Raw genomic sequence first — 26913 nt, 5'->3', positions numbered from 1 at the left:
CGTGCTTACTTGCGGTGAATGCCCAGCACCTGCAGGTAGGCGATCACGGCATCCAGCTCGGTCTTGCCCTTGACGTCCTCGGGCGCCTTGGCGATTTCCTCGTCGGTGTAGGGTGCGCCCAGGGTGCGCAGGCCGCGCATGTGCGCCTGGATCGAGCCTGCGTCGGCGGCCGTGCGCTCCAGCCACGGGTAGGCGGGCATGTTGGACTCGGGCACCACGTCGCGCGGATTGTTCAGGTGCGCGCGGTGCCAGTCGTCGCTGTAGCGCCCGCCCACGCGTGCCAGGTCGGGCCCGGTGCGCTTGCTGCCCCACAGGTGCGGGTGGTCGTAGACGAATTCACCCGCCACCGAGTACGGCCCGTAGCGCAGCGCCTCGGCACGGAAGGGGCGGATCATCTGCGAGTGGCAGTTGTTGCAGCCCTCGCGGATGTAGACGTCGCGCCCCACCACCTGCAGCGCGGTGTAGGGCTTCAGGCCCTCGATCGGCTGGGTGGTGGATTTCTGGAAGAACAGCGGCACGATCTCGACCAGGCCACCGAAGGAGACCACGATCAGGATCAGCACGATCATCAGGAAGTTGCTGGTCTCGATGCGTGCGTGACCGGTGATTTTTTCTTGCGCCATGATGCGTTGGTCCTTTCTGGCTTCAGGCGTGCGCCACGGCGGCGGGAATCGAAACCGGCACCACGCGGCCGGCAGCGGCCGTCTTGGCGGTGTTCCACAGCATCAGCACCATGCCGCTGAGGTACAGCAGGCCGCCCAGCAAGCGGATCACGTAGAACGGATAGGTCGCCTTGACCGATTCGACGAAGGTGTAGGTCAGCGTGCCGTCGGCGTTGACCGCGCGCCACATCAGGCCCTGCATCACGCCGGCGATCCACATCGCGGCGATGTACAGCACGATGCCGATGGTGGCGATCCAGAAGTGCGCCTCAATGGCCTTGACGCTGTACATCTGCTTGCGGCCGAACAGGCGCGGGATCATGTAGTACAGCGAGCCCATGGTGATCAGGCCCACCCAGCCCAAGGCGCCGGAGTGCACGTGGCCGATGGTCCAGTCGGTGTAGTGGCTGAGCGCGTTGACGGTCTTGATCGACATCATCGGCCCCTCGAAGGTGGACATGCCGTAGAACGACAGCGACACGATCAAAAAGCGCAGGATCGGGTCGTCGCGCAGCTTGTGCCAGGCACCCGACAGCGTCATGATGCCGTTGAGCATGCCGCCCCAGCTGGGGGCCAGCAGGATCAGCGAGAACACCATGCCCACCGACTGCGCCCAGTCGGGCAGCGCGGTGTAGTGCAGGTGGTGCGGGCCGGCCCACATGTAGGTGAAGATCAGCGCCCAGAAGTGCACGATCGACAGGCGGTAGCTGTACACCGGGCGCTCGGCCTGCTTGGGGATGAAGTAGTACATCATGCCCAGGAAGCCCGCCGTCAGGAAGAAGCCCACCGCGTTGTGGCCGTACCACCACTGCACCATGGCGTCCTGCACGCCGGCGTAGGCCGAGTAGGACTTCATCCAGCCCACCGGCAGCTCGGCGCTGTTGACCACGTGCAGCAGCGCGATGGCCAGGATGAAGCCGCCGTAGAACCAGTTGGCCACGTAGATGTGCTTGACCTTGCGCGTGCCGATGGTGCCGAAGAACACGATCGCGTAGGCCACCCACACCAGGGTGATCAGGATGTCGATCGGCCACTCCAGCTCGGCGTATTCCTTGCTGCTGGTGTAGCCCATGGGCAGCGAGATGACCGCGCCCACGATGACCGCCTGCCAGCCCCAGAAGACGAACGACGCCAGCTTGTCGCTGAACAGGCGCACCTGGCAGGTGCGCTGCACCACGTAGAACGAGGTGGCGATCAGGCCCGTGCCGCCAAAGGCAAAGATGACCGCGTTGGTGTGCAATGGCCGCAAGCGCCCGTAACTGAGCCAGGGAATGCCCAGGCTCAACTCGGGCCAGGCCAGCTGGGCGGCGATGATCACCCCCACCAGCATGCCCACCACCCCCCAGACCACCGTCATGATGGCCAGTTGGCGCACCACCTTGTCGTTGTAGACCGTCGCTTTAGCGTTGGCAAATGTCATGTCAATCGTTCCTACTTATCAACCGCGCAGCAGTATCCTCAATTGCGTCATGGACACGTTGACGTGCGTCAATCGTTCTCGAGAATGCGCTGCCCCTCGCGTTCCACATCCTCGAACTGGCCCCGATAAATGGCCCAGCCGAGCGCTCCCAGCACAAAAAACACCAGCACCACCGACAGCGGGATGAGCACATACAGCACGTCCATCAGGCCCACTCCCCATCCATGCCACGCGACAGCCGCAGCGCGTTGAGCACCACCACCAGCGAACTGGCGGCCATACCCAGGCCCGCGGCCCAGGCCGGCATCCACCCCGCCATGGCCATCGGCACGGCGGCGGCGTTGTAGACCATGGCCCAGCCCAGATTCTGCTTGACCACAGCCACCGTGCGCACCGCCTGCCGGCGGGCCGCCGGCACGGCCAGCAGGCGCTCGCCCAGCACCACGAAGTCCGACTGCGCCTGGGCCAGCGGCACCGCCCGGCCGAAGGCGAAGGAGACCTGGGCCGCCGCCAGCACGGGGCCGTCGTTCAGCCCGTCGCCCACCATGGCGGTGCGCGCGCCCTGCGCCTGCAGCGCCCGCAGGTGGTCCAGCTTGTCGGCCGGCGAGCAGCCGCCCAGGGCCACGTCCACGCCGAGCTGCCCGCCCACCTGCGCCGCCGTGCGCGCGTCGTCGCCCGACACCAGCTGCACCTGCAGGCCCTGCTCGTGCAGGGCCGCCACGCTCGCCCGTGCGTCGGCGCGGATGTCTTCCAGGAAGTCGAAGCTGGCCAGCCAGCCCTGCTCGTCGCTCAAATGGCTCACCGGCCCGGCCGCCGCCGTGGCCGGCACGGCGCAAAAGGCGTGCGAGCCCAGGCGCAGGCGCCGTGGCGGCCCCTCACCCCAGGCCACGTCACCCGCCACACCCTGCCCCACCGTCTCGTGCACCCGCGTGGCCTCGGGCAGTACCGCTTCGCCGGCGGCGGCGGCCACCGCCCGCGACACCGGGTGCAGGCTGTGGCGCGCCAGCGCGGCGGCCAGGACCAGCGCGTCGCCGCGCGCCACGCCCTCGCGCAGCACCACCCGTTGCAGCACGAAGGCGTCGCGCGTCAAGGTGCCGGTCTTGTCGAACACCACGGTGTCCACCGCGGCCAGCGCCTCGATGGCCTGCAGGCGCCGCACCAGGACACCGCGCCGCGCCAGCGCCCCGGCGCTGGCCAGCATGGCCGCCGGCGTGGCCAGCGACAGCGCACAGGGGCAGGTCACCACCAGGATGGCCACCGCCACCATCAGGGCATGCTCCGGGTCCTGGGGCCACCACCAGGCGCAGGCCACGCCCGCCGCCAGCAGCACGAACAGCAGGAAGGGCGTGGCCAGGCGATCGGCCAATTGCGCGATGCGCGGCTTGCTGACCGCGGCCTGCTCCATCAGCGCCACCACCTGGGCGTAGCGCGTGCCTTCGCCCACATGGCTGACGCGCAGCTCCACCGGCTGGCTCAGGTTGTGGCTGCCGGCAATCACCGTCTCGCCCCGGTCGCGCGCCACCGGGCGCGATTCGCCCGTCAGCAGGGCCTCATCGACCGTGGTCTGGCCGCTCAGGATCGTGCCGTCGGCCACGAAGCTCTCGCCCGGCAGCACGCGCAGTACGTCGCCCACGCGCACGCGGCGCGCCGACACGCGCTGCCAGCCACCGCCCGCGTCGCGGCGCTGCACGCTGTCGGGCAGGCGGTGCATCAGCGCCTCCAGCGCGCCAGCGGCGCGGTCGCGCAGGCGCAGCTCCAGCCAGCGCCCGGCCAGCAGGAAAAACACGAACATCGTGAACGAGTCGAAGTACACCTCGTGGCCGAAGGGCCCCGCGGGCTCGAAGGTGCCCAGGCTGCTGACGACGAAGGTGATGACCATGCCCAGCGCCACCGGCAGGTCCATGCCGATCCGGCGCGCGCGCGCATCGCGCCAGGCGCCGGCCAGGAAAGGCTGGCACGCAAACAGCAGCACCGGCAGCGACAGCACCCACTGGGCCCAGCGCAGCAGATGGATGAGGTCGGGCTCGATCTCGCCCGGCGCGGTGAAGTACGACGGGGCGGCGTACATCATCACCTGCATCATGCACAGGCCGGCCACGCCCAGGCGCCACAGCATGCGGCGCGTGTCGGCCTGGCGCTGCACGGCGGCCTGCAGGTCGTGCACCGGCACGGCGCGGTAGCCGCTGCCCTGCAGGGCCGCCAGCCAGCGCGAGGGCCGCGTGGCCCGCTCGTCCCACAGCACGCGCGCACGCTGGGCGGCGGCGCTGACCTGCACCTCCCGCACCCCCGGCACCGCGCCGATCAGGCGCTCGATCGTGCCGGCGCAGGCCGCGCAATGCATGCCTTCCAGGGCCACCGACGATTCCCAGCAACCGTCCGGGATCGCCGCCGCGCCGGCCTCGGCTGCCTGGCGGCTGAAGGCCAGCCACTCGTCGCGCTCGTCCAGCAGCGACAGCCCGGCCGACGGGGCATCGTCCGCCTGGGGCGCCCCCATCGCGGTCGTCTGAAGAGTCCCTGCCGCCAGCATGGATGAACCATAACCGAACGGCCCGAGCCTTCGCTTGACACAGGTCAATGTGGCGTCGCCGTTCGTGGGTGAACATGGTGGGGACCGTGTCAAGCACCTGCACCGGCCCCGCGAATGCGGTATGGTTTTGACGCCGGCACGCGCTGCGGCGCACGCGTGGAAGGGGCGCATCGTCACACACAAGGAGAAGGATCATGTATCAGCGCATTCTGGTTGCCACCGACGGGTCGGAGCTGTCCAACAAGGCCGTCGATCACGCTGTTCGGCTGGCGGCCACCTGTGGCGCCGAGTTGCTGGCGGCCACGGTCATCCCGGTCTACCCGCGCGGCTACTACGACGGCTCGCTGTCGCTGCCCAAGGAAGAAGTCGATCGCATCAAGCAAAGCTGGACCGACATCGGACGCAAGCACCTCGACGCGGTGCGTGACGCCGGCGCCGCGCTGAAGGTCAAGGTGACCGAGGTGATGGCCGAGTCAGACCTGGTGTCGGACGCGCTGCTGGAGCTGGCCACCAAGCACAACGCCGACCTGATCGTGATGGCCTCGCACGGCCGCCGCGGCATGTCGCGCCTGCTGCTGGGCAGCGAAACCCAGCACGTGGTGACGCACGCGAAAATCCCGGTGCTGGTCCTGCACTGAAGGCCGGCAACGCTCAGATCGAGGGCATGCCGGCGGTCGGATCGGCCGGGCCCTCGTCGGCCGGCTGGTGCGTCACCGCCGGGCGCATGCTGGGCAAGGCGGGCTTGTAGTCGGCCAGGCCTTCGCGCAGGCCCATTTCCAGCCGGTCCACGCGCGCGTGCAGGTCGCGGTTGTGGTTCTCGACCGCCTGCGTCAGGCGGCCGATCTCGGCGTCCACTGGACGCTCGCGAAGGCCCATTTCGGCGCGGTCGATGCGCGAGAGGGTGTCCTGCTTCTGGCGCTCGACGGCCTCGGTCAGGCGCGCCACCTCCTGGTCCAGGTGCTGGCGCAGGTCGGTGAAGCGCGAGGCCTCGGCCTTGTCGGCCAGCTCGCGCTGGGCCGACAGTTCCTTGGCGTGGCGGCGCGTTTCCATCAGCACGGTGCCCTGGGTGTAGGCCATCACGCCGACGAACACCACGAACAGCAGCACCATCAGTCCCACCAGCACCAGGCCCAGCGGCGCCGTGACGTGGGTGAAGATGAGCGACAGGTCGGTCGGCCGGTTCATCTCCGTCCAATTGACGCCGACGAAGGTCGCGATGGCGGCGCAAATCAACAAGAAGAACAGGGTGCGCAAGGACATGGGGGCTCCTGGGTGGTCGGTCTGCGAACGTGCGAGGAGTGTAAGGGCCACCACGGCCGTCACGCCGTGAACAAATCCTTGTAGCGCTCGCGCAGCAGATTCTTCTGCACCTTGCCCATGGTGTTGCGCGGCAGCTCGGCCAGGACGAAGCAGCGCTTGGGTATCTTGTAGTTGGCCAGCCGCGCCTTGAGCGTGGCCAGCAGCGCGTCCGGATCGGGCTTGGCGCCGGCGCGGGCAATCACCACCGCCACGCCCACCTCGCCGAAGTCGGGGTGCGGCACGCCGACGATGGCCGACTCCTGCACGCCCGGCAGCTCGTTGAGCACGCCCTCGATCTCGGCCGGGTAGACGTTGTAGCCGCCGCTGATGATCAGATCCTTGCTGCGCCCGACGATGGTGACGTAGCCGCGCGCGTCCTGCTGGCCCACGTCGCCGGTCTTGAAAAAGCCGTCGGGGGTGAACTCCTCGGCCGTCTTCTCGGGCATCTGCCAGTAGCCGGCAAACACGTTGGGGCCCTTGACCTGGATGCCGCCGATCGCGCCGGCCGCCACCGGCCGGCCGTCATCGCCGCACACGCGCAAATCAACGCCCGGCAGCGGAAAGCCCACCGTGCCGCCGCGCCGCTCGCTCTGGTTCTGGTAGCGCGGGTCGGCCCGGTAGGGGTTGCTGGTGAGCATGATGGTCTCGCTCATGCCGTAGCGCTCCAGGATGGTGTGGCCGGTGCGCGCGCGCCAGTCATCGAAGGTCTCGATCAGCAGCGGCGCCGAGCCGCTGATGAACAGGCGCATGCTCCCGGCCGTCTCTCGCGTCAGCCCCGGCTCGGCCAGCATGCGCGTGTACAGCGTGGGCACGCCCATGAACACCGTGGCGCGCGGCAGATCGGCCAGCACCCGCTTGGGGTCGAACTTGCCGTGCCACAGCATGGTGCTGCCGTTCAGCAAAGCGCCATGGATGGCCACGAACAGGCCGTGCACGTGAAAGATGGGCAGCGCATGGATCAGCACGTCGCCGGGCTGCCAGCCCCAGTAGTCTTTCAGCACCGCCGCGTTGGACAGCAGGTTGCCGTGCGACAGCATGGCGCCCTTGCTGCGGCCGGTGGTGCCGCTGGTGTAGACGATAGCGGCCAGATCGTCCGCCTGCCGCGGCACGGGCGTCTGCGTGGCGCCGCAGTGCGCCGCGCGCTCCAGCAGGCTGCCCGTGCGGTCGTCGTTCAGCGTGAAGACGTGGCGCGTGCCGGCCTGAAACGCGATCGGGCTGATCCAGGCGAAGTTCTTGCCCGTGCACACCACCACCGCCGGCCTGGCATTGCCCACGAAGTACGCGATCTCGCCGCTCTGGTAGGCCGTGTTGAGCGGCAAGAAGACAAAGCCGGCGCGCAGCGTGGCCAGGTACAGGATCAGGGCCTCGACCGACTTGTCCACCTGCACCGCCACGCGCGGCGGCATGCCGGCGGAGTCCGGGGGGATGTCCAGCGACTGCAACAGATTGGCCACCATGGCCGTGGCGCGGTCGAGGTCGCGCCAGGAGTAGCGCAGGCCGCTGTCGGTTTCCACCGCCACGGCGTCCAGGTCGGCGGGAAAGGCGGCGCGCAAGGCGGCAAACAGGTTGGCGTTGGGCATGGCTCGTTCGATGGGAATGTCAGCAGATCAAAACCGCGGCGGGCGCTTGGCCAGGAAGGCCGCGATGCCCTCCCGGTGCTCGGCGCCGTCGGCGTAATCGTAGGCGTCGATGACTATGTTTTCAATAGCTAATGGGGCATATTCGTCGCGGGCCAGGGGCTGATTCAATGCCCGAAACGTCTGTTTGTTCAGGCGTGCGGCGCGCGGCGCCAGGGCGGTGATGCGCCGTGCCCGCTCGCGAGCGTGCTCCAGCACCGCGGCCGCCGGCAGCACGCGGTGCACGAAGCCGCGCGCCTTCATCTCGGCCGCGTCCAGCACCGCCGCCTCCAGCAGCATCTCGCGCGCCGTGGCCTCGCCGGCCACGCGCGCCACCAGCGCCGCCTCGCGCGGGGCCATCGGAAAACCCAGCTTGGCGATCGGTGCGCCGAAGCGCGCGTCGTCGGCCGCCACGCGGATGTCGCAGCAACTGGCGATCTCCATGCCGGCACCCATGCAATGGCCCTCGATGGCGGCGATCACCGGCACGTCGCAGTCCAGCATGGCCTGCAGGCCGCCCCAGACGTCCTGCTCGTGAAACGCCCGCAGGCTGGCCACGTCGAAGCGGAACGCGGGGTATTCGGCGATGTCGCCGCCGGCGCAGAACGTTGCACCCTGGCCGTGCACGATGACGCAGCGCACGCCCTCGTCGGCCTGGATCGCCGCGAACACGGCGCGCAGGCGGCGCCACATGGCGCGCGACATGGCGTTGAGCTTGCCAGCGTTGGCCAGCATGACGTGCGCCACGGCGCCGTCGCGTTCGAGCTGGATGTCACCCGGCATGGCGATGCGCGCGCTCCGTCAATCCAGCAGGCTCTGGACGGCGCCGGCCACCGGCACCGTTCCCTGCGCCAGCTCGCGCCGGTGCTTGTCCAGGCGCTTGAGGTCATACAGGTAGTTGACCATCAGCCCGTACGACTGCCTGAGGCCCTTGGGCGAGGGGTCGCCCAGCCAGTTGATGCGCTCGATGCGCGCGCCGTTGCCCAGGTGAAAGCGCGTCACGGCGTCCAGCGGACGGCCGCCCTCGATGTGCTCGCGCGCGAGGTAGTGGGCGGCAGCGGCCAGCAGCCAGCGGGCGCGGGCCGATTTCTCGGGCCACTGGGTCACGCCGTCGAGCGCGCCCTGCAGGTCGGCGGCGGCAACCTGGGCCACGCCCAGCTCGCGCGCCAGCTCGGCGCGGGCGCGCGCGGGCGTGGCCTGCAGGCGGGCGTCGAGGTTCTTGCCCAGCCAGGCGCGCAGGCCGGGGATGGGCGAGAGCGTGGCGAACACCTTCAGGCGCGGAAACTCGGTCTGCAGCACCTCGACCACGCGCTTGATCAGCTCGTCGCCAAAGCTCACGCCCTTGAGGCCGCTCTGGGTGTTGCTGATGGAGTAGAAGATGGCGCAGGCGGCCTTGTCCAGGTCGGCCGGGGCGGCCTCCTCGTCCAGCAGCGGGACGATGCCGCCGGCCATCTCGCGCAGCAGGGCCACCTCGACAAAGATCAGCGGCTCGCCGGGCATGCGCGGGTGGAAGAAGCTGTAGCAGCGCCGGTCCTCGTCCAGCCGGTTCTTGGCGTCCTGCCAGCTGCGGATGTCGTGCACGGCCTCGTACTGGATCAGCTTTTCGATCAGCGAGGCGGGCGAGTCCCAGCTGATGCGGCGCAGCTCCAGAAAGCCGACGTCGAACCAGGTCGAGAACAGCTCCTGCAGCTCGCCGTCCAGCGCGACCAGGCGCTTGTCCTTCTTGAGCTGCGGCAGCAGCTCGGCGCGCAGATCGACCAAAAAGCGCACGCCGCCCGGATAGGCCGAAAAGCGCTGCAGCAGGCGCGTGCGCGGGGCAGTGAAGGCGCGGCGCAGGTGCAGCTCGGCACGCGCCTCGTCGTCGGTGCCGCGCACGGCCTCGTAGGCGGCGTGGGCCGATTCGATGGCGCTCACGTCGGGGGCGAAGTGCTCGCTCATCAGCACCCAGCATTCGCGCCGCTGCTCGGGCGTGGCGCCGGCGTACCACTGCGCCAAGGCGGCGGCGCGGCGGCCGCCCTCGACCTCGCTGACGGCGGGGTCCAGCACCTGCTGCAGCTCGCGCAGGATGCGGCGCGGGCCCCAGGGGCCGATGGCGTCCACCCCGCGCTCGAGCATGGCACCCAGGCGCTGGCGAATGCTGGGGGAGGACGCGAGGCCGTCCGGGAGATCACGTGTTGCTTCGGAATTCATAGCTATCAACGATTCATCCACGCCGGCCAGCGATCAAAAAAGCCTTGAAACGTCAGGCACGGGACCCGGCCGCGGCAGGAAGGCGCCGGCTGGCCCAGGCCCACAGCGCCACGCCCGCCAGCACCATGGGCACGCACAGCCACTGGCCCATGGACAGGCCCAGCGACAGCAGGCCCAGGTAGGCGTCGGGCTCGCGGAAATACTCGGCCGTGAAGCGCAGCACGCCGTAGCCCACCAGGAAAGCCCCACTCACCTGCCCCATCCGGCGCGGGCGGCGCGCGTACAGCCACAGCAGCACGAACAGCAGCACGCCCTCCAGCAGGAACTGGTAGATCTGCGAGGGGTGGCGCGGCAGCATGGAGCCGCTTTGCGGAAACACCATGGCCCAGGGCAGCTCGGGCGGGGCAAAGCGGCCCCACAGCTCGCCGTTGATGAAGTTGCCCACGCGCCCGCTGGCCAGGCCCAGCGGCACGCAGGGCGCGACCAGGTCGGTCACCTGCAGCCAGGGGCGGCCGCGCCGGTGCGCCCACAAAACCATGGCCACGATGACGCCCAGCATGCCGCCGTGAAAGCTCATGCCCCCTTCCCAGATGGCCAGCACCTGCAGCGGGTGGGCGGCGTAGAACTCGGGCTTGTAGAACAGGCAAAAGCCCAGGCGCCCGCCCACGATGACGCCCACCACGCCCCAGAACAGCATGTCCTCGATGTCGCGCCGGCTCCAGGGCGCGGGCTGGGTGACGGCCGCGAACTGCGGGTGGCGCAGCCGGCGCGTGGCCAGAAAATAAAACAGCCCGAAGGCCACCAGGTAGGTGATGCCGTACCAGTGAATGGCCAGCGGGCCCAGGCGGATGGCGATGGGGTCGATGTGCGGATACATCAGCATGGCCGCATTGTGCCCGCGCAAGGGCGGCGCCTGTTCTTGGCGCATACTTTGCATTTTGCGCAGCCGTCCGGGGCTGCGTTTTCACGCCTTCTCTCATCAACACATCGCCATGGCCGATTCCAAACCCAACCTGCCCATCAACCGCCGCAGCGCCAACATCACCCAGGGCAAGGCGCGCGCCGCCAACCGCTCCATGTACTACGGCATGGGCTACACCGAGGCCGACTTCGACAAGCCCATGGTCGGCGTGGCCAACGGCCACAGCACCATCACGCCCTGCAACAGCGGCCTGCAGAAGCTGGCCGACGCGGCGATTGCCGGCATCGAGGAAGCGGGCGGCAACGCACAGGTGTTCGGCACGCCGACCATCAGCGACGGCATGGCCATGGGCACCGAGGGCATGAAGTATTCGCTGGTCAGCCGCGAGGTGATCAGCGACTGCGTGGAGACCTGCGTGCAGGGCCAGTGGATGGACGGCTGCGTGGTTATCGGCGGCTGCGACAAGAACATGCCCGGCGGCATGATGGGCATGCTGCGCGCCAACGTGCCCAGCATCTACGTCTACGGCGGCACCATCGAGCCGGGCTGCCTGCACGGGTGCGACCTGAACATCGTGAGCGTGTTCGAGGCCGTGGGCGCCAACGCCGCCGGCAAGATCAGCGACCAGGAGCTCAAGGACATCGAGCAGCACGCCATTCCCGGCACCGGCTCGTGCGGCGGCATGTACACCGCCAACACCATGAGCAGCGCCTTCGAGGCGCTGGGCATGAGCCTGCCCTACTCCAGCACCATGGCCAACCCGCATTCTGAAAAGGTGGATTCGGCCCGCGAGTCGGCCAAGGTGCTGATCGAAGCCATCAAGAAGGACCTCAAGCCGCGCGACATCGTCACGCGCAAGTCGATCGAGAACGCCGTCGCCGTGATCATGGCCGTGGGCGGCTCGACCAATGCGGTGCTGCACTTCCTGGCGATCGCGCATGCGGCGGGCGTCGAATGGACCATCGACGACTTCGAGCGCATGCGCAAGAAGGTGCCGGTGTTCTGCGACATGAAGCCCAGCGGCAAGTACCTGGCGGTGGACCTGCACAAGGCCGGCGGCATTCCGCAGGTGATGAAGATGCTGCTGAACGCGGGCCTGCTGCACGGCGACTGCATCACCATCACCGGCAAGACCATCGCCGAGACGCTGAAAGACGTGCCCGACGCGCCGCGCGCCGACCAGGACGTGATCCGTCCCTTCGACAAGCCGCTGTACGACGAGGGCCACCTGGCCATCCTCAAGGGCAACCTCAGCCCCGAGGGCAGCGTGGCCAAGATCACCGGCCTGAAGAACCCCGTGATGACCGGCCCGGCGCGCGTGTTCGACGACGAGCAGTCGGCGCTGGCCGCCATCCTGGCCGGCAAGATCAAGCCCGGCGACGTGATGGTGCTGCGCTACCTGGGCCCCAAGGGCGGCCCGGGCATGCCCGAGATGCTGGCGCCCACCGGCGCGCTGATCGGCGAGGGCCTGGGCGAGAGCGTGGGCCTGATCACCGACGGACGCTTTTCGGGCGGCACCTGGGGCATGGTGGTGGGCCACGTGGCACCCGAGGCGGCCGCCGGTGGCAACATCGCCCTGATTCACGAGGGCGACTCGATCACCATCGACGCGCACCAACTGCTGCTGCAGCTGAACGTGCCCGACGCCGAGCTGGCCCGGCGCCGCGCCGCCTGGACGGCGCCCAAGCCGCGCTACACCCGCGGCGTGCAGGCCAAGTTCGCCTTCAACGCGTCCAGCGCCAGCCGCGGCGCGGTGCTGGACGACTTTCCGCAGAACTGAGGAGCGTCGTCATGAGCATTCCCGTCGCCCTGCCCGAGCTGGGCCAGGCCATGGCCCGCTACCGGTTTGCCTATCTGCTGACGGCCCCCGGCCAGGGCGCGCCGCACGCCACCGCCACGGCGGTGACGCTGCAAGGCGGCGTGCTGCACATCGCCGGCATCGGCCGGCGCACGCGCGCCAACATCGAGCGCGAGCCGGCGGTGGCGCTGGTGTGGCCGCCGCTGTCGCCCGACGAGCATTCGCTGATCGTCGAGGGCACGGCCGCGCTCGAGGGCGAAGGCCTGCGCGTCACGCCCACGCGCGCCGTGCTGCACCGCTCGGCGCCGGCACCCACGCCCGCGGCGCCGGGCGCGTGCGGGTCGGACTGCGTCGAGCTGAACCTGCCTGGCTGACGCGCGGCACGCGGCAAGCGAAAGACCCCACCGCGCGCGGCCTCAACGCGCCACGGGGCACGGCCCGCGCAGGTGCTGCGGCAGAATCCTTCGGTCAATACAACCCAAGGAGATCTCGCATGGCCGACACATGGCTCACCTCGCTCATCACCGCCACCCCGCAAGAAGGCTTCGAGCTGGCCATCACGCTCAGCCGCCGCGGCGTCAAGTACACGCAGCCCGACGCCCAGGTGCTGCACAAGCTGCGGCCCGAGTATTCGAACGACGCGCACGAACTGACCGCAGCCTCGCACGTGATTGCCACCAACTTCCAGACCGTGGCGGCGGCCAACAACTATTGGCGTAAATAAGAGGTCAACGCGCCGATGGGTTGACGACCCTGGCCCGGATGCGCAGGTCGGGGCCGATGCGGTCGGCACCGATGTATTCGAGCCACGGACCCTGAGCCAGATCGGTGAAAGGACCCAGATCGGCCAGTGGCGCGCCCTGGCCCAGCAGGCGCGGGGCCTGATAGAGCAGCAGTTCATCGACCAGGCCGGCGCGCCACAGGGCGGCATTGAGTTGGGCACCGGCTTCGACGTGCACTTCGTTGACCTCGCGCCGCGCCAGTTCCACGAGCAAGGCGGACAGATCGATTCGGCCCTCCGCATCCGGCAGCCGCAGCACGCCGGCGCCGCGATCACGCAAGGCCTGCTCGCGCTGGGTGTCGGCGCCAGCGCCGGCGATGCAAACGCGGCGCCCTGGCACCTGCCACAGACGCGCGTCCAGCGGCGTGCGCAGCCGGCTGTCGGCAATCACCAGCATGGGCTGACGCGTGGCGCCCGGCAGGCGCACGTCCAGCCGCGGATCGTCGTGCAGCACGGTGCCGATGCCGGTGAGCACCGCGCACGCGCGGGCGCGCCAGGCATGGCCGTCTTCGCGCGCGGCAGGCGAGGTGATCCACTGGCTGGCGCCGTTGGGCAGCGCGGTGCGTCCGTCCAGCGAGGCGGCCACCTTCATGCGCACCCAGGGGCGGCCGCGCTGCATGCGGCTGAAGAAACCGAGGTTGAGCTCGCGCGAGGCCTCAGCGCCCGGCCCCACCTCGACCGCGATGCCGGCCGCGCGCAAGCGCGCAAAGCCCTGCCCCGCCACGCGCGGGTTCGGGTCTTGCAGTGAAGCCACCACCCGGCGCACACCGGCCTTGATCAGCGCATCGGCGCACGGCCCGGTGCGGCCCTGGTGCGCACAGGGCTCGAGCGTGACGTAGGCCGTGGCGCCCACGGTGGCATGCCCGCGCGCCTGCGCATCGCGCAGGGCCATCACCTCGGCGTGCGCCTGCCCGGTGGGCTGCGTGTGCCCCTGGCCAATGACCTGGCCATCGGCGCCCACCAGCACGCAACCGACGGCCGGATTGGGCGGACAGATCGGGCGCGCCTGCTCGGCCAGGGCAAGCGCCATGGCCATGAAGGGATTGACCGGAAGTGACATGATCGGCGTGGACAAAGCAGGCACGTTGCACGCGCGACCCAAGAAAAAAGGGCCTGATCGAAATCAGGCCCTTTTGAGCTTTGGCGGAGTGGACGGGACTCGAACCCGCGACCCCCGGCGTGACAGGCCGGTATTCTAACCAACTGAACTACCACTCCGCACGAAGCCGCGTTCGGCTTTTGCAAGCCCAAGTGCGACAAAACTTGGCGACCCTACGGGGATTCGAACCCCGGTACTCACCGTGAAAGGGTGATGTCCTAGGCCTCTAGACGATAGGGTCAAAACCTTGGAACGACTGACCGATTCTCGACACTTTGATGGTGGAGGTAAGCGGGATCGAACCGCTGACCTCTTGCATGCCATGCAAGCGCTCTCCCAGCTGAGCTATACCCCCGTTTGTGGGTGTCGAGCCTCGCATTATATGTTGGATTTCACCCTCTTCGCAAGCTTGCCAAAACTTTTTCGCGCCGATGCAGGGCCAGCACCGCGTCGACCGAAGGCGTCTGCGGCGTGCCCATGACCAGCACGCGCACGGGCATGGCCAGTTGGGGCATTTTCAGGCCGTGCTCGGCCAGGGTCTGCTTGAGCGCGGCGGCGATGTCGGCCGTGGTCCATGGCGTGGATTCGAGCCGCGTGGCCAAGCTGGCCAGGGCGGGCTTGACGGCGGCGGTGACGTGCTTGGCCAGGTCGTCGGCGCTCGGCTGCACGTCGGCGTAGTACGGCAGCAGCCAGTTGGCCAGGGCCGCGGTGGTGTCCACGCGGTCCTTGAACAGATCGCACAGCGCGGGCAGGCGCTCGTCGCCCTCGACGCCGCGCTTTTGCAGCTGCGCGGCCACCAGCGGCGCCAGCTCCGCGCCCGGCATGGCCTTCAGGTGCTGGGCGTTGACCCAGCGCAGCTTGGCTTCGTCAAAGCGCCCGGCGCTGGTGCCCAGGTGGTCGAGGTTGAACCACTGCAGGAATTGCGCGCGCGAGAAGATCTCGTCGTCGCCATGGCTCCAGCCCAGGCGCGCCAGGTAGTTGACCATGGCATCGGGCAGGTAGCCCTCGTCGCGGTACTGCGTGACGGCCTTGGCGCCGTTGCGCTTGCTCATCTTCTCGCCCTGCTCGTTGAGCACGGTGGGCAGGTGGGCGAACACCGGCACCGGCGCGCCCAGGGCCTGGAAGATGTGGATCTGGCGCGGCGTGTTGTTGACGTGGTCGTCGCCGCGGATGACGTGGGTGATGCCCATGTCCATGTCGTCCACGCAGACGCAGAAGTTGTAGGTGGGCGTGCCGTCGGGGCGGGCGATGACCAGGTCGTCCAGCTCGCTGTTCTGGAACGCGATGTGGCCCTTGCACTTGTCGTCCCAGCCGACCACGCCGCTCAAGGGCGTCTTGAAGCGCAGCACCGGCTGCACGCCGGCGGGCACGGGCGGCAACACCTTGCCGGGCTCGGGGCGCCAGGTGCCGTCGTAGCGCGGCTTTTGCTTGGCGGCCATTTGCCGCTCGCGCAGCGCGTCGAGTTCGGCCACGCTCATGTAGCAGGGGTACACATGGCCGGCGGCCTGCAGCTGCGCCAGCACCGCCTTGTAGCGGTCCATGCGCTGCATCTGGTAGTAGGGGCCTTCGTCCGCATCCAGCCCGAGCCAGGCCATGCCCTCCAGGATGACGTCGACCGAGGCCTGGGTGGAGCGCTCCAGGTCGGTGTCTTCGATGCGCAGGATGAAGGTGCCGCCCTGCGAGCGCGCAAAGGCCCAGGGATACAGCGCCGAACGGATGTTGCCCAGGTGGATGAAGCCGGTGGGCGATGGCGCGAAGCGCGTGCGCACGCGCCGCGTGGATGGATCCTGGTTTTGAGTCATTTTGCGCCCTGGCCCCCGTCGAATATGCGTAAACAGCTATTTATTTTATAGCATTCAGTCGATGCGGCCACAACTGTCCAGCCCGTGCGAAAGGTCGCGCAGGATGTCGGGCACGTGCTCCAGCCCGACCGACAGGCGGATCAGGCCCTGCCCCACGCCGGCGGCCTGGCGCTGCGCTTCGGACAGGCGTCCGTGCGAGGTGCTGGCCGGGTGGCTGAGCAGGGTGCGCACGTCGCCCAGGTTGGTGGCGATGCTGCACACGCGCGTGCTGTCGATGACGTGAAAGGCGCGCGCGCGGCCCTGCTCGGGGCTGGCGGCCCTGACGCTGAAGGCAATCACCGACCCACCGACGCCCCCTTGCTGCGCCATGGCCAGCCGGTGTTGCGGGTGCGAGGGCAGGCCGGGGTAGAACACGCGCTCGACGGCGGGGTGTTTCTCGAGCCAGCTGGCGATCTGCAGCGCGTTGGCGCTTTGCGCGGCCACGCGCAGGCTGAGCGTTTCCATGCCCTTGTGCACCACCCAGGCGTTGAAGGGCGAGAGCACCATGCCGGCGGTGCGGATCAGCGGCGCGAACACCTCGTCGATCAGCTTGCGCGAGCCGCAAAGGGCGCCGGCCATGACGCGGCCCTGGCCGTCGAGAAACTTGGTGCCCGAGTGGATGATCAGGTCGGCCCCCAGCGCCAGCGGCTTTTGCAGCGCGGGCGTGGCAAAGCAGTTGTCCACCGCCAGCAGCGCGCCGGCCTTCCTGGCGATGGCGGCCAGCGCGGCGATGTCGCACACCTCGGTCAGCGGGTTGGTGGGCGTTTCGGCAAACAGCAGGCGGGTGTTGGGGCGCAGCGCGGCGCGCCACTCACCCACGTCGGTCTGCGACACGAACGAGGTCTGCACGCCGAAGCGCGCAAATTCAGAGCCCAGCAGCTTGATGGTGGAGCCGAACATGGACTGCGAGGCGATCACGTGGTCGCCGCTTTTCAGCAGGCCCATGGCCATCAGCAGGATGGCCGACATGCCGCTGGCGGTGGCGATGGCCGCCTCGGCGCCTTCCAGCGCGGCCAGCCGGCGCTCGAATGCGGTGACCGAGGGGTTGGCGGTGCGGGTGTAGGTGTAGCCCTCCTCCTGCATGGCAAAGCGGCGCGCCGAGGTCTCGGCGTCGGGCTGCACGAAGCAGCTGGTGAGGTACAGCGCCTCGGAGTGCTCGCCGTAGCCGCTGCGCGGGATCGACACGCGCACGGCCAGGGTGTCGGGGTGCAGGCCTTCGGGCAGGTCCTGCTCGTTCAACTCGTTCGGGTTCATGGTCCACTCATCCATCAATCGGCACTGTCGGGCACGGCCAGCTCGCGCGGGCGCTCGGCGTTCAGGCGCGCCAGGTCGCCCTCGGAGATGTCGCCGGTGACGTACACGCCGTCGAAGCACGAGGCGTCGAAGCGCGTCACGCGCGGGTTGACGCTGGCAATGGCCTGCTTCATGGCCTGCACGTCCTGGTAGATCAGCGCGTCGGCGCCGATGATTCTCCGCACCTCCTCGATGCTGCGCCCGTGCGCCACCAGCTCCTCGCGCGTGGGCATGTCGATGCCGTAGACGTTGGGGTGGCGCACCGGCGGCGCGGCGCTGGCCATGTAGACCTTGCGCGCGCCGGCGTCGCGCGCCATCTGCACGATCTCCTGGCTGGTGGTGCCGCGCACGATGGAGTCGTCGACCAGCAGCACGTTGCGGCCGGCAAACTCGCTGGCGATCAGGCCGAGCTTTTGCCGCACCGAGCGCTTGCGCACCGCCTGGCCGGGCATGATGAAGGTGCGGCCCACGTAGCGGTTCTTGACGAAGCCCTCGCGGTAGGGCTTGCCCAGCATGCGCGCCAGCTCGTTGGCGCTGGGGCGGCTGGATTCGGGGATCGGGATGACCACGTCGATCTGGTCCGGCGGCACGGTGGAGACCACGCGCTTGGCCAGCGTCTGCCCCAGGTTCAGGCGCGCCTGGTAGACCGAGATGCCGTCCAGCACCGAGTCGGGCCGCGCCAGGTAGACGTATTCGAAAATGCAGGGCGACAGGCTGGGCTGATCGGCGCACTGGCGCGCGTGCACCGCGGCGTCGAGCGTGACGAACAGCGCCTCGCCGGGCGCCAAGTCGCGCTCCAGCACGTGGCCGGTGCCCTCCAGCGCCACCGATTCGCTGGCCGCCATGACGCCACCGCCGGCCCCGCGTCCGAAGCACAGCGGACGGATGCCGAAGGGGTCGCGAAACACCAGCATGCCGCAGCCGGCGATGTGCGCGATCACGGCATACGAGCCGCGCAGGCGCCGGTGCACCGCCGCCACCGCGGCAAAAGCCTGCTCGGGGCCGAGCTGGCCGCCGCCGCGCGTGGCCTGCTGCAGCTCGTGCGCCAGCACGCCCAGCAGCACCTCGGAGTCGCTGTCGGTGTTGATGTGGCGGTGGTCATCGGCCAGCAGCTCCTGGCGCAGCGCCTGGGCGTTGGTCAGGTTGCCGTTGTGCACCAGCACCACACCGAAGGGCGCGCTGGTGTAGAAGGGCTGCGCCTCCTGCTCGCTGTCGGCGTTGCCGGCGGTGGGGTAGCGCACCTGGCCCAGGCCGCTGGTGCCGGGCAGCGCGCGCATGTTGCGCGTGCGAAAGACGTCGCGCACCATGCCCTTGGCCTTGTGCATGAAGAACTTGCCGCCCTGCTGCGTCACGATGCCGGCGGCATCCTGGCCGCGGTGCTGCAGCAGCAGCAAGGCGTCGTAGAGAGTCTGATTGACCGGCGCCCGACCAACCACGCCGACGATGCCACACATGATGATGTCCTGAAAAAAGGCCCGAAGGCCCGATTGTCACGTCGAAAGATACTGCCCGAGCGCCGCCGGCAGCACCGGGCGCAGTTGCCCCAGCACGCCCTGCAGCCACGCGCCGCTGACCGACTGGCGCCACCACGGCGCCTGGCCCTGCCCCGTTAGCTGCACCACGATGGCCAGCACCAGCAGCAGCAGCGCGCCGCGCAGCGCGCCGAACACGGCGCCCAGCACCCGGTCCACCGGCCGCATGCCCAGCGCGCGCGCCGCGCCGCGCACCGCCCAGGCCAGCATGCCGCCGGCAAAGGCCACCACGATGAACACCAGCACGAAGCCCGCCGCAAAGCGCCACTCGACGGGCGCCTCGCCCATCGGCAAGGCCCGGCCGACCCATTCGGCCGCCCAGCGCGCCACGACATACGCCGCCACCCAGCCCGCCACCGACAAGGCCTCGTACAGCAGCCCGCGCCAGGCCCCCAGCAGCAGGGAGCCCAGCACGACAGCCAGGCAGATCCAGTCGGTGGGGTGCATGGGGGCGGCCGCGGGTCCGATCCGATGATCAGAGCGTGAGGATGCTGCCCGGCAAGCCCGCCTTCTTCAGCGCCGCGGCCGCCTTCTCGGCCTCGGCCCGGCTGGCGAAGGGGCCCACGCGCACGCGGGTACGCTTGCCGTCGGCCGTGCTGACCACCTGGGTGTAGGTCTTCAGGCCCGCGCCCTCGGCCTTGCGGCGCGCCTGCTGGGCCGAGTCGGCCTCGGCGAAGGCGCCGATCTGCACGATGTAGCGGCCGGCGTCGGTGGCGCTGGCGGCCGTGGCCGGCTTGGCGCTGCCGCGGCCTTCCAGCGCCGCCCGGGCGCGCGCGGCCTCGGCCTCGCGGCGGGCCTTGGCGTCGGCTTCGCGCTGGGTCTTGGCCTGCTGCTCGTCGAGCTGGGCCTTGGCGCGGGCCTGGGCCTCCTGCTCGCGGCGCGCCTTGGCATCGTCGCCGCGCGCCGCCTGGGCCGCTGGCGTGGCCGGGGGCTTGGCCGCGTCGCCCTGCGCCGCGCGCGTGGGGGCGGTGGTCTCGGCTGCCGGCGAGGCCGCGGCCTGCGCCGCTGGCCTGGATGTGGGCGGCACCACCTCCTCGTGCTCGCCCAGGCTGGCGGCGGCAGGCACCGCGGCCTGGCCGACCGGCTTGGGCGCCGTCAGGGCTGGCGCGCTGTCGCGATCGGGAATGGTGATGGGGGCATTGATGGCCGCCGGGCGCGGCTCGGTGTCGAACAGCAGCGGAAAGCCGACGACCGCCACCACCACCAGCACCACCGCGCCGATCAGGCGATGGCGCGCGCGCCGGCGCACGTTCTCGACCGAGTCGGGCGGCGCGCTGGCCGCATCGGCCTTGCGCGGCGGCTTCTTGGCGGGGGCAGCGCTGTGCTGGCGGAACTTGAAAAATGCCATGGTGCGGGGTCAGCCGTCAGCGATCGGCATGCTGCCAGGGCGCGTCGGATTCGAGGTGCGGTACGCCATGCTCCAGCACGCCACCGACGGTGTAGAACGATCCAAAGCAGACGATTCTATCAGTGGGCTGCACGCGCGCCGCCGCCGCGTTGAAGGCCGCCATGGGCGTGGCGAAGCACTCGGCCGCGGCCCCGGCACGCTGCGTGACCGCGCGCCAGGTGGCCTCCAGCGCCTGGGCCGAGGCGGCGCGCGGCGTGGGCAGGTCGGTGAAGTACCAGCGGTCGATCAGCGGGTCCATGTGGCGCAGGATGGCGGCAATGTCCTTGTCGGCCATGGCGCCGAACACGCCGTGCGTCATCAGGAAGGAGCCCATGGCGTCCAGGCTTTGCGCCAGCGCGGCCACCGCGTGCGGGTTGTGCGCCACGTCCAGGATCACCACCGGATGGCCGGGAACGACCTGGAAGCGCCCAGGCAAGTCCATCATGCCGAAGCCGTTGCGCACCGCCTGCGCGGTCACCGGCAGGCGGGCGCGCAGCGCGTCCAGCGCGGCCAGCGCGCCCGAGGCGTTGATCAGCTGGTTGGCGCCGCGCAGCGTCGGGTAGCCCAGCCCGCTGTAGCGCCGCCCGCGCCCGGCCCAGGCCCATTGCTGCGGGTTGTTGCCCTGGTAGTTGAAGTCGCGCCCCAGCAGCCACAGGTCGGCCCCGATGGCGGCAGCGTGATCGAGCACGCTCTGGGGCGGCACCGGGTCGCTGACGATGGCGGGCTTGCCGGCGCGCATGATGCCGGCCTTCTCGAAGCCGATCTTCTCGCGCGTGTCGCCCAGCAGCTCGGCGTGGTCGATGTCGATGCTGGTGATGATGGCGCAGTCGGTGTCGATCACGTTGACGGCATCCAGCCGCCCGCCCAGGCCGACCTCCAGGATCACCGCGTCCAGCCCGGCGCGCGCCATGGCCTGCAGGATGGCCAGGGTGGTGAACTCGAAGTAGGTCAGCGAGATGTCCCCGCGCGCCGCCTCGACCTGCTCCAGGCAGGCCACCAGATCGGCCGCGGCGATGGCCTGGCCGCGGATGCGGCAGCGCTCCTCGAAGTGCACCAGGTGCGGCGAGGTGTAGACGCCGGTGCGGTAGCCCGCCTGCAGCAGGATGGCCTCCAGCATGGCGCAGGTCGAGCCCTTGCCGTTGGTGCCGGCCACGGTGATGACCGGGCAGTCGAAGCGCAGCGCCAGGCGCTCGGCCACCGCCCGCACCCGATCCAGCCCCAGCTCGATGACCGTGGGGTGCAGCCGCTCGCAGTAGGCGAGCCATTCGTTCAGTGTCTTCATGGGAGCGCCGATTGTCGCGCCAAGCGCCAAGGCCATGGCATCATCGCCGGCATGACCCGCGCATCCGTCACGCTCTACGGCATTTCCAACTGCGACACCGTCAAGAAGGCGCGCGCCTGGCTGGCCGAGCATCAGGTCGAGGTGCGCTTTCACGACTTCAAGAAGGCCGGCGTGCCGGCCGAGCACCTGCGGCGCTGGATCGACGCCGTCGGCTGGGAGCGCCTGCTGAACCGCCAGGGCACCACCTGGCGCAAGCTCGACGCGGCCACGCAGGCGGCCATCACCGATGCAATGAGTGCCGCCGCGCTGCTGCAGGCGCAGCCCAGCGCCATCCGCCGGCCCGTGATCGAGTGGGGCGGCGGCGCCATCACGGTCGGCTTTGCGCCGGACGACTGGTCGGCGCGCATCGGCTGACGACGATGTCCGGCCTTGCCTTTGCCGGCCACCCCTGGACTTATTGGCTGGCCTGGGCCTGGTCGATCTCCAGCATCATCCTGACCACCTGGATCATCTGGCAGCGCCGCTCGCCGGTGTCCACGCTGGCGTGGATCATCGTGCTCAACCTGCTGCCGGTGCTGGGCCTGCTGGTGTACGCCTACTTCGGCCCGCAGCGCGTCACGCGCCAGCGCCTCAAGCGCTGGCACACCCAGGCGGCGCTGATGTCGCAGCAGGACCTGCGCACGCTGCGCGCCGACCGGCCCGAGCCGCCGCTGTGGGCGGTGCAGCACGCGCGACTGATCGAGGCCGGCTGCGGCCTGCCGATCTGCAGCGCGCACGGGGTGGAGCTGCTGGCCAGCGGCGGCGCTACGCTGGACGCCCTGCTGCGCGAGATGGCCCAGGCGCGCAGCCACATCCACCTCGAGTACTACATCTTCGAGCCCGACCAGACCGGCCGCGCCGTGCTGCAGGCGCTCACCGAGCGCGCCAGCGCCGGCATTGCCGTGCGGCTGCTGGTGGACGCCATCGGCTCCTCGCGCCTGCTGGCGCGCCGCCACGCCGCGCTGCTGGACGCGCTGCGCCAGGCCGGTGGCCAGGTGGCCGTGTTCCACCGCGCGCGGCTGGACCGCCTGCGCCCGCTGGTCAACCTGCGCACGCACCGCAAGATCGCGGTGATCGACGGGCGCGTGGGCCTGCTGGGCGGCATCAACGTGACCGACGCCGAGAACGAGCGCGTGCGCCCCGACGACGCCTACCGCGACACCCACCTGCTGCTGCGCGGCGCCGCGGTGCGCTGGCTGCAGTACGTGTTTTTGCAGGACTGGTACTACGCCAGCGGCCACCAGCTGCACCACGACGGCCACGTGCTGCCGACGGGCGAGCCGCCGGGGCAGGTGCCGGTGCAGATCGTCGCCTCGGGCCCCGACAGCGACGGCGAGGCGATTCACCGCGCCGCCATCGACGCGCTGAACCTGGCGCGCGAGCGCGTGTGGCTGTCCACGCCCTACTTCGTGCCCACCGAGCCGGCCATCACCGCGCTGACCAATGCCGCGCTGCGCGGCGTGCAGGTCAAGCTGATCGTGCCCGAGCGCAGCGACTCGCGCATCGTCACCGCCGCCGCGCGCTCGTACTACCAGGAGCTGCAGAACGCCGGCGTGCTGGTGTTCGAGTACCGCGGACGCATGTTCCACCCCAAGACCCTGGTGATGGATTCGCTCTACAGCATGGTGGGCAGCGCCAACTTCGACAACCGCAGCTTTCGCCTGAACTTCGAGGTGGCGGCGGTGCTGTACGACCGCGCGCTCAACCAGCAGCTGGCCGGCATGTTCGAGGCCGACCTGTCCAATTGCCGCCTGGTGCCGCGCAACCGCCACGCGCCGGTGCACCAGCAGCTCTTCGAGGCCCTGGCGCGGCTGGGCTCGCCCTTGCTGTAGCCCGTCAGGGCGGGCCGGGCATCACAGCAGCGAGCGCGGGTCGAAACCGGCCTTGCGCAGCACGCTCCAGAACAGCATGCGCTCGAGCTGGTCGCGCGGCTCGAAGGCGGCCGCATCGCGCGCGCAGGCTTGCCGGACCGGATTGGACAGAGGAATATTCGCCCCGTTCAAACTGTCGGCCGCCACTTGCACCTCGCACGCGCGCTGCAGCGTCCACATCCAGCGGAAGGCGTTGAACACGTTGCAGCCCGTGCCCAGCAGGCCGTGGTTGCGCAGGATCATGATGCGTTTGTCGCCCAGGCTGGCGACCAGGCGCGGGCCCTCGCCGTCGTGCACGGTGATGCCTTCGAAGTCGTGGTAGGCCACGTCGCCGAACAGCTCGGCGCCGTAAAAATCGTCATGGCCCAGCCCGGCCTGCTTGCACGCCACCGCGATACCGGCCGTGGTGTGGATGTGCATGACGCAATGCGCATCGGGGCGCGCGCCGTGCACCGCGCTGTGGATCACGAAGCCGGCGCGGTTGACCGGATACGCCGTGGGCTCGGCCGGCGTGCCGTCCAGATGGATGCGCACCAGGTTGCGCGCCGTGACCTCCGAATAGTTCAGGCCGAAGGGGTTGATCAGGAAGGTGTCGGGCGTGCCGGGCACGCGCAGCGTGATGTGGTTGAAGATCAGCTCGGTCCAGCCCATGGCGTCGAACACGCGGTAGCAGGCCGCCAGCTCCAGGCGCAGGCGCCACTCGGCGAGCGCCATGTCGGCGGGGCGCTGCGCCTCCATCTCCGTCAGCAGATCGGCTTGCACAGGGGTTGGACTCAAGATCACTCTCCTTCTACGAATCAAGCACCAGCTCGGCCGACCGGGCGCGCGAGACCCCAATCGTCATGCTCTTGTGGGTGGCCCCAGGCTGCGGCGTATCCGCAGTCCTTGATGACAACATCGCAGGCGTCATTCGTGGCCATCTCGTGGGTCTTCTTGCCTGGACTTTGCGGATGGCTGCAGTCTAGGAACGAGTGGCGCGGCGATCAACCGGCTTTTGGCAAACATCTTGTTCCGATTTCTGGATAATCGCCGCCATGAACTGGAACGACTGCGAGATCTTCTGTCACGTGGTCGAGCACGGCGGCTTCTCGGCGGCCGCCAACTTTCTGAGCCACCCCAAGTCCAGCATCAGCAGCGCGGTGCAGCGGCTGGAGCAGGAGCTGGACACGCGCCTGCTGGAGCGCACCACCCGCAGCGTGCGTGTGACCGAGGCGGGCGAGATTTTGTTTCGGCGCACGGCGCCGCTGTTCTCGGGCCTGCACGACGCCTGCGCCGAGGTCCTGGGCTCGGGCCGCGAGGTGACGGGCACGCTGCGCATCGCCTCGCCCTACGAGTTCGGCGCGCACCACCTGGCACCCGTGGCCTGCGAGCTGATGCTGCGTCACCCCAAGCTGCAGGTGCAGATCGACGTCGAGAACCGCCCGATCAACCCGCTGACCGAGCCCTACGACATCGTTTTTGCCATGCTGGAGAGCCAGTTGCCCTCCTCCAGCGTGGTGATCCGGCGCATGTTCTCGCTGGAGCGCGATCTGTTTGCCGCCCCGTCGCTGGTGCACGAGCAGGGTCTGCCGCAGCGGCCCGACGAGCTGCGCCACTGGCCGCTGATCGCCAGCTCGGCCGACGCCGGCTGGTCCTTTGTCGACAGCGACGGCATCGACCACCACCTCGCCATCGACGCGCCGCGGGTCATCAGCGCCAACGCCGACATCCGCATGCAGGCGGCCATGCGCGGGCTGGGCATCACGCGCATCACGGCCAGCTTTTGCGCCGCGGCCGTGGCCAGCGGCACGCTCGCGCGCGTGCGCTTTGCGGGCTACACCTGCGAGCCGCTGCGCGTGTACGCCCTGCTGCCCGGCAAAAAACTGCAGCCCGAGAAGGTGCGGCATTTTCTGGACAGCCTGGCCGGCCACGCCCGCCTGACGCGCGAGGACATGGGCTGGCAGTTTCACCACGACAAAGGCACGTCGCCGGCCTGAACCCCGGGCGCCGGCCACCAGCCCGGCCTTGACCCGATGCTCGGCCATTGTTCGGCGCCTCGAACAATCTGTTCGCCGTTTTGAGCTTTATCAATCTCCCATCGGGCTTTACGGTTCACGACTGGGCCATCACTGCGGGTGATGGTTCTTTTTCCCATCACGAACGGAGACAAGCCCAATGCCGGCATTCAACCCCTGGAAGCTTTCACGCCCCGTCCTGGCGCTGCTGGTGAGCGCAACGGCTGCCCTGTCTGCGCAAGCCCAGATCAAGGTGGGGGTCGTGCTGTCCACCACCGGCCCCGCCTCCTCGCTGGGCATTCCCGAGCGCAAGACCGTCGAGCTGTTCCCCAAGGACATCGCGGGCCAGAAGATCGAGTACACCATTCTCGACGACGCCTCCGACCCCACGGGCGCCGTCAAGGCCACCCGCAAGCTGGTGTCCGAGGACGGGGTGCACCTGGTCATCGGCGCCACCACCACGCCCAGCTCGCTGGCCATGCGCGACGTGGTGGCCGACGCGGGCGTGCCCGAAATCTCGATCGCCGCCGGCCGCAGCATCGTCTTTCCGGTCGACGAAAAGCGCAAGTGGGTCTTCAACACCGCCCCCACCACCTCGCTGATGGCCGGCGCCGTGGTGCAGCACATGAAGAAGAAGGGCGTGAAGACGGCCGCCTACATCGGCTTTGACGACGCCTTCGGCGAGGACTGGGCGGCCAACTTTGCCGATGCCGCCAAGGCCGCCGGCATCGAGGTGGTGGCCAACGAGCGCTACAGCCGCTCGGCCACCTCGGTCACGGGCCAGACCCTGCACATCAAGGCCGCCAAGCCCGACGCGGTGATGATCGGCGCCTCGGGCACGGCCGCGGCGCTGCCCGAGCGCTCATTCAAGCAGATCGGCTACACCGGCACGCTCTACCAGAGCGGCGGCGTGGGCAACCCCGACTTCCTGCGCATCTGCGGCGCCGACTGCAATGGCACCGTGGTGGCCGTCGCGCCCGGCATGGTGGCGCGCCAGTTGCCGGACGACAGCCCCATCAAGCAGTCGGCCATGCGCTTTGCCAACACCTACGAGGGCGTACACGGCAAGAAGTCGATCACGCAGTTTGGCGCCAACGCCTGGGACTCGGGCATCCTGTTCGAGCATGCCGTGCCGGTGGCGCTCAAACAAGCCACGCCGAGCGACACCGCCGCCTTCCGCAAGGCGCTGCGCGACGCGCTGGAAGGCCTGAGGGCCGTGCCCGCCGCCGGCGGCATTTACACCATGGCTCCCGACAACCACAACGGCCTGAACGAGCTGGGCGTGGTGCTGGTCAAGATCGTCGATGGCGACTGGCAGCTGGAGAAATAGGACTACACTGATCCGACAGTGCCGTGGCGT

25 protein-coding genes and 3 tRNA genes are annotated in these 26913 nt (G+C 69.5%); 8 read left to right on the top strand and 20 right to left on the bottom strand.

Going from position 1 to position 26913, the window contains the following annotated elements; all coding sequences use genetic code 11:
* Window positions 1-5: 5 nt before the first annotated feature.
* The 4 genes from ccoO to H6927_08800 all read right to left on the bottom strand — a co-directional run bounded on the left by ccoO (window position 6) and on the right by H6927_08800 (window position 4576).
* Entirely contained in the window at window positions 6-623 is a 618-nt protein-coding gene (ccoO, locus tag H6927_08815; protein MCP5218197.1) for a cytochrome-c oxidase, cbb3-type subunit II, read from the bottom strand.
* A gap of 22 nt (window positions 624-645) precedes the next feature.
* Window positions 646-2082, bottom strand: a complete 1437-nt coding sequence (gene ccoN, locus H6927_08810) for a cytochrome-c oxidase, cbb3-type subunit I (protein ID MCP5218196.1) — start codon at window positions 2080-2082, stop codon at window positions 646-648.
* Window positions 2083-2150: 68 nt separating this feature from the next.
* Window positions 2151-2288: a cbb3-type cytochrome oxidase assembly protein CcoS gene (ccoS, locus tag H6927_08805; GenBank protein MCP5218195.1), complete on the bottom strand. Its 138-nt coding sequence runs from the start codon at window positions 2286-2288 to the stop codon at window positions 2151-2153.
* Window positions 2288-4576 carry a cation-translocating P-type ATPase gene (locus tag H6927_08800; protein ID MCP5218194.1) on the bottom strand — a complete coding sequence of 763 codons (2289 nt, stop codon included), beginning with the start codon at window positions 4574-4576 and terminating at the stop codon, window positions 2288-2290. Before H6927_08800 ends, ccoS begins: the two co-directional genes overlap by 1 nt.
* A gap of 227 nt (window positions 4577-4803) precedes the next feature.
* Here H6927_08800 and H6927_08795 point away from each other — a divergent pair, with 227 nt between their 5' ends.
* Window positions 4804-5247 (top strand): universal stress protein, encoded by a 444-nt coding sequence (locus H6927_08795; protein MCP5218193.1) that lies wholly within the window; start codon window positions 4804-4806, stop codon window positions 5245-5247.
* Window positions 5248-5260: 13 nt separating this feature from the next.
* Here the strand turns inward: H6927_08795 and H6927_08790 are convergent, their stop codons facing one another.
* From H6927_08790 to H6927_08770, 5 genes are read right to left on the bottom strand one after another with little or no spacing between them, the layout of a single operon-like run.
* Window positions 5261-5869 carry a LapA family protein gene (locus tag H6927_08790; protein MCP5218192.1) on the bottom strand — a complete coding sequence of 203 codons (609 nt, stop codon included), beginning with the start codon at window positions 5867-5869 and terminating at the stop codon, window positions 5261-5263.
* Window positions 5870-5928: 59 nt separating this feature from the next.
* Window positions 5929-7488 carry a malonyl-CoA synthase gene (locus H6927_08785; protein ID MCP5218191.1) on the bottom strand — a complete coding sequence of 520 codons (1560 nt, stop codon included), beginning with the start codon at window positions 7486-7488 and terminating at the stop codon, window positions 5929-5931.
* Between the two features lie 27 nt (window positions 7489-7515).
* Window positions 7516-8307: an enoyl-CoA hydratase/isomerase family protein gene (locus H6927_08780; protein ID MCP5218190.1), complete on the bottom strand. Its 792-nt coding sequence runs from the start codon at window positions 8305-8307 to the stop codon at window positions 7516-7518.
* Window positions 8308-8325: 18 nt separating this feature from the next.
* The gene (locus H6927_08775; protein ID MCP5218189.1) at window positions 8326-9714 is read right to left on the bottom strand and encodes a malonyl-CoA decarboxylase; all 1389 of its coding nucleotides are present in this window, start codon (window positions 9712-9714) and stop codon (window positions 8326-8328) included.
* A gap of 52 nt (window positions 9715-9766) precedes the next feature.
* Window positions 9767-10597, bottom strand: a complete 831-nt coding sequence (locus tag H6927_08770) for a prolipoprotein diacylglyceryl transferase (protein MCP5218188.1) — start codon at window positions 10595-10597, stop codon at window positions 9767-9769.
* A 109-nt stretch (window positions 10598-10706) separates the two neighbouring features.
* On the opposite strand from H6927_08770, the gene ilvD reads away from it, so the two are divergent.
* The 3 genes from ilvD (at window position 10707) to H6927_08755 (ending at window position 13158) form a co-directional block, all read left to right on the top strand.
* Window positions 10707-12416: a dihydroxy-acid dehydratase gene (ilvD, locus tag H6927_08765; protein ID MCP5218187.1), complete on the top strand. Its 1710-nt coding sequence runs from the start codon at window positions 10707-10709 to the stop codon at window positions 12414-12416.
* 11 nt (window positions 12417-12427) lie between these two features.
* Window positions 12428-12808, top strand: a complete 381-nt coding sequence (locus H6927_08760; GenBank protein MCP5218186.1) for a hypothetical protein — start codon at window positions 12428-12430, stop codon at window positions 12806-12808.
* Window positions 12809-12927: 119 nt separating this feature from the next.
* Complete coding sequence (locus tag H6927_08755; protein ID MCP5218185.1) at window positions 12928-13158, top strand: hexameric tyrosine-coordinated heme protein; 231 nt, start codon at window positions 12928-12930, stop codon at window positions 13156-13158.
* Window positions 13159-13162: 4 nt separating this feature from the next.
* Here H6927_08755 and ribD read toward each other — a convergent pair whose 3' ends face one another.
* The 10 genes from ribD to folC all read right to left on the bottom strand — a co-directional run bounded on the left by ribD (window position 13163) and on the right by folC (window position 21685).
* Complete coding sequence (gene ribD, locus H6927_08750) at window positions 13163-14275, bottom strand: bifunctional diaminohydroxyphosphoribosylaminopyrimidine deaminase/5-amino-6-(5-phosphoribosylamino)uracil reductase RibD (protein ID MCP5218184.1); 1113 nt, start codon at window positions 14273-14275, stop codon at window positions 13163-13165.
* Window positions 14276-14356: 81 nt separating this feature from the next.
* Window positions 14357-14433, bottom strand: a tRNA-Asp gene (locus H6927_08745).
* A gap of 46 nt (window positions 14434-14479) precedes the next feature.
* Window positions 14480-14555 (bottom strand) — tRNA-Glu (locus tag H6927_08740).
* A 38-nt stretch (window positions 14556-14593) separates the two neighbouring features.
* Window positions 14594-14669, bottom strand: a tRNA-Ala gene (locus H6927_08735).
* Between the two features lie 37 nt (window positions 14670-14706).
* Window positions 14707-16116 carry a glutamate--tRNA ligase gene (locus tag H6927_08730; protein ID MCP5218183.1) on the bottom strand — a complete coding sequence of 470 codons (1410 nt, stop codon included), beginning with the start codon at window positions 16114-16116 and terminating at the stop codon, window positions 14707-14709.
* A gap of 54 nt (window positions 16117-16170) precedes the next feature.
* The gene (locus tag H6927_08725; GenBank protein ID MCP5218182.1) at window positions 16171-17409 is read right to left on the bottom strand and encodes an O-succinylhomoserine sulfhydrylase; all 1239 of its coding nucleotides are present in this window, start codon (window positions 17407-17409) and stop codon (window positions 16171-16173) included.
* Window positions 17410-17423: 14 nt separating this feature from the next.
* Window positions 17424-18902, bottom strand: a complete 1479-nt coding sequence (purF, locus tag H6927_08720; protein MCP5218181.1) for an amidophosphoribosyltransferase — start codon at window positions 18900-18902, stop codon at window positions 17424-17426.
* Window positions 18903-18938: 36 nt separating this feature from the next.
* Window positions 18939-19427: a CvpA family protein gene (locus H6927_08715; protein MCP5218180.1), complete on the bottom strand. Its 489-nt coding sequence runs from the start codon at window positions 19425-19427 to the stop codon at window positions 18939-18941.
* Between the two features lie 28 nt (window positions 19428-19455).
* Window positions 19456-20328 (bottom strand): SPOR domain-containing protein, encoded by an 873-nt coding sequence (locus H6927_08710; protein MCP5218179.1) that lies wholly within the window; start codon window positions 20326-20328, stop codon window positions 19456-19458.
* Between the two features lie 16 nt (window positions 20329-20344).
* The gene (gene folC, locus H6927_08705) at window positions 20345-21685 is read right to left on the bottom strand and encodes a bifunctional tetrahydrofolate synthase/dihydrofolate synthase (protein ID MCP5218178.1); all 1341 of its coding nucleotides are present in this window, start codon (window positions 21683-21685) and stop codon (window positions 20345-20347) included.
* A gap of 15 nt (window positions 21686-21700) precedes the next feature.
* On the opposite strand from folC, the gene H6927_08700 reads away from it, so the two are divergent.
* Window positions 21701-22063: an ArsC family reductase gene (locus H6927_08700; protein ID MCP5218177.1), complete on the top strand. Its 363-nt coding sequence runs from the start codon at window positions 21701-21703 to the stop codon at window positions 22061-22063.
* 5 nt (window positions 22064-22068) lie between these two features.
* The gene (gene cls, locus H6927_08695; GenBank protein MCP5218176.1) at window positions 22069-23520 is read left to right on the top strand and encodes a cardiolipin synthase; all 1452 of its coding nucleotides are present in this window, start codon (window positions 22069-22071) and stop codon (window positions 23518-23520) included.
* Between the two features lie 21 nt (window positions 23521-23541).
* Here the strand turns inward: cls and H6927_08690 are convergent, their stop codons facing one another.
* The gene (locus tag H6927_08690) at window positions 23542-24297 is read right to left on the bottom strand and encodes a class II aldolase/adducin family protein (protein MCP5218175.1); all 756 of its coding nucleotides are present in this window, start codon (window positions 24295-24297) and stop codon (window positions 23542-23544) included.
* 296 nt (window positions 24298-24593) lie between these two features.
* Between H6927_08690 and H6927_08685 the strand changes: the two genes are divergently transcribed.
* Window positions 24594-25535: a LysR family transcriptional regulator gene (locus H6927_08685; protein MCP5218174.1), complete on the top strand. Its 942-nt coding sequence runs from the start codon at window positions 24594-24596 to the stop codon at window positions 25533-25535.
* A 178-nt stretch (window positions 25536-25713) separates the two neighbouring features.
* The gene (locus H6927_08680) at window positions 25714-26883 is read left to right on the top strand and encodes an ABC transporter substrate-binding protein (protein MCP5218173.1); all 1170 of its coding nucleotides are present in this window, start codon (window positions 25714-25716) and stop codon (window positions 26881-26883) included.
* The last annotated feature ends 30 nt before the right edge of the window (window positions 26884-26913 follow it).

The organism is Burkholderiaceae bacterium, assembly GCA_024235995.1.
GTDB lineage: Bacteria > Pseudomonadota > Gammaproteobacteria > Burkholderiales > Burkholderiaceae_C > Ottowia.
The sequence above is the reverse complement of the archived record's forward strand: the minus strand, read 5'-3'. Positions and strand labels throughout refer to the sequence as shown.

What these genes read in the sequence shown, in the direction of transcription:
- H6927_08775 (MCP5218189.1), bottom strand. Translation starts at nt 9,714, where the DNA reads ATGAATTCCGAAGCAACACGTGATCTCCCGGACGGCCTCGCGTCCTCC.
- H6927_08780 (MCP5218190.1), bottom strand. Translation starts at nt 8,307, where the DNA reads ATGCCGGGTGACATCCAGCTCGAACGCGACGGCGCCGTGGCGCACGTC.
- H6927_08785 (MCP5218191.1), bottom strand. Translation starts at nt 7,488, where the DNA reads ATGCCCAACGCCAACCTGTTTGCCGCCTTGCGCGCCGCCTTTCCCGCC.
- folC (MCP5218178.1), bottom strand. Translation starts at nt 21,685, where the DNA reads ATGGCCTTGGCGCTTGGCGCGACAATCGGCGCTCCCATGAAGACACTG.
- ribD (MCP5218184.1), bottom strand. Translation starts at nt 14,275, where the DNA reads ATGTCACTTCCGGTCAATCCCTTCATGGCCATGGCGCTTGCCCTGGCC.
- H6927_08700 (MCP5218177.1), top strand. Translation starts at nt 21,701, where the DNA reads ATGACCCGCGCATCCGTCACGCTCTACGGCATTTCCAACTGCGACACC.
- H6927_08715 (MCP5218180.1), bottom strand. Translation starts at nt 19,427, where the DNA reads ATGCACCCCACCGACTGGATCTGCCTGGCTGTCGTGCTGGGCTCCCTG.
- H6927_08760 (MCP5218186.1), top strand. Translation starts at nt 12,428, where the DNA reads ATGAGCATTCCCGTCGCCCTGCCCGAGCTGGGCCAGGCCATGGCCCGC.
- H6927_08710 (MCP5218179.1), bottom strand. Translation starts at nt 20,328, where the DNA reads ATGGCATTTTTCAAGTTCCGCCAGCACAGCGCTGCCCCCGCCAAGAAG.
- H6927_08790 (MCP5218192.1), bottom strand. Translation starts at nt 5,869, where the DNA reads ATGTCCTTGCGCACCCTGTTCTTCTTGTTGATTTGCGCCGCCATCGCG.
- H6927_08755 (MCP5218185.1), top strand. Translation starts at nt 12,928, where the DNA reads ATGGCCGACACATGGCTCACCTCGCTCATCACCGCCACCCCGCAAGAA.
- H6927_08800 (MCP5218194.1), bottom strand. Translation starts at nt 4,576, where the DNA reads ATGGGGGCGCCCCAGGCGGACGATGCCCCGTCGGCCGGGCTGTCGCTG.
- ccoO (MCP5218197.1), bottom strand. Translation starts at nt 623, where the DNA reads ATGGCGCAAGAAAAAATCACCGGTCACGCACGCATCGAGACCAGCAAC.
- purF (MCP5218181.1), bottom strand. Translation starts at nt 18,902, where the DNA reads ATGTGTGGCATCGTCGGCGTGGTTGGTCGGGCGCCGGTCAATCAGACT.
- ilvD (MCP5218187.1), top strand. Translation starts at nt 10,707, where the DNA reads ATGGCCGATTCCAAACCCAACCTGCCCATCAACCGCCGCAGCGCCAAC.
- H6927_08795 (MCP5218193.1), top strand. Translation starts at nt 4,804, where the DNA reads ATGTATCAGCGCATTCTGGTTGCCACCGACGGGTCGGAGCTGTCCAAC.
- H6927_08685 (MCP5218174.1), top strand. Translation starts at nt 24,594, where the DNA reads ATGAACTGGAACGACTGCGAGATCTTCTGTCACGTGGTCGAGCACGGC.
- H6927_08730 (MCP5218183.1), bottom strand. Translation starts at nt 16,116, where the DNA reads ATGACTCAAAACCAGGATCCATCCACGCGGCGCGTGCGCACGCGCTTC.
- cls (MCP5218176.1), top strand. Translation starts at nt 22,069, where the DNA reads ATGTCCGGCCTTGCCTTTGCCGGCCACCCCTGGACTTATTGGCTGGCC.
- ccoS (MCP5218195.1), bottom strand. Translation starts at nt 2,288, where the DNA reads ATGGACGTGCTGTATGTGCTCATCCCGCTGTCGGTGGTGCTGGTGTTT.
- H6927_08690 (MCP5218175.1), bottom strand. Translation starts at nt 24,297, where the DNA reads ATGGAGGCGCAGCGCCCCGCCGACATGGCGCTCGCCGAGTGGCGCCTG.
- ccoN (MCP5218196.1), bottom strand. Translation starts at nt 2,082, where the DNA reads ATGACATTTGCCAACGCTAAAGCGACGGTCTACAACGACAAGGTGGTG.
- H6927_08770 (MCP5218188.1), bottom strand. Translation starts at nt 10,597, where the DNA reads ATGCTGATGTATCCGCACATCGACCCCATCGCCATCCGCCTGGGCCCG.
- H6927_08725 (MCP5218182.1), bottom strand. Translation starts at nt 17,409, where the DNA reads ATGAACCCGAACGAGTTGAACGAGCAGGACCTGCCCGAAGGCCTGCAC.
- H6927_08680 (MCP5218173.1), top strand. Translation starts at nt 25,714, where the DNA reads ATGCCGGCATTCAACCCCTGGAAGCTTTCACGCCCCGTCCTGGCGCTG.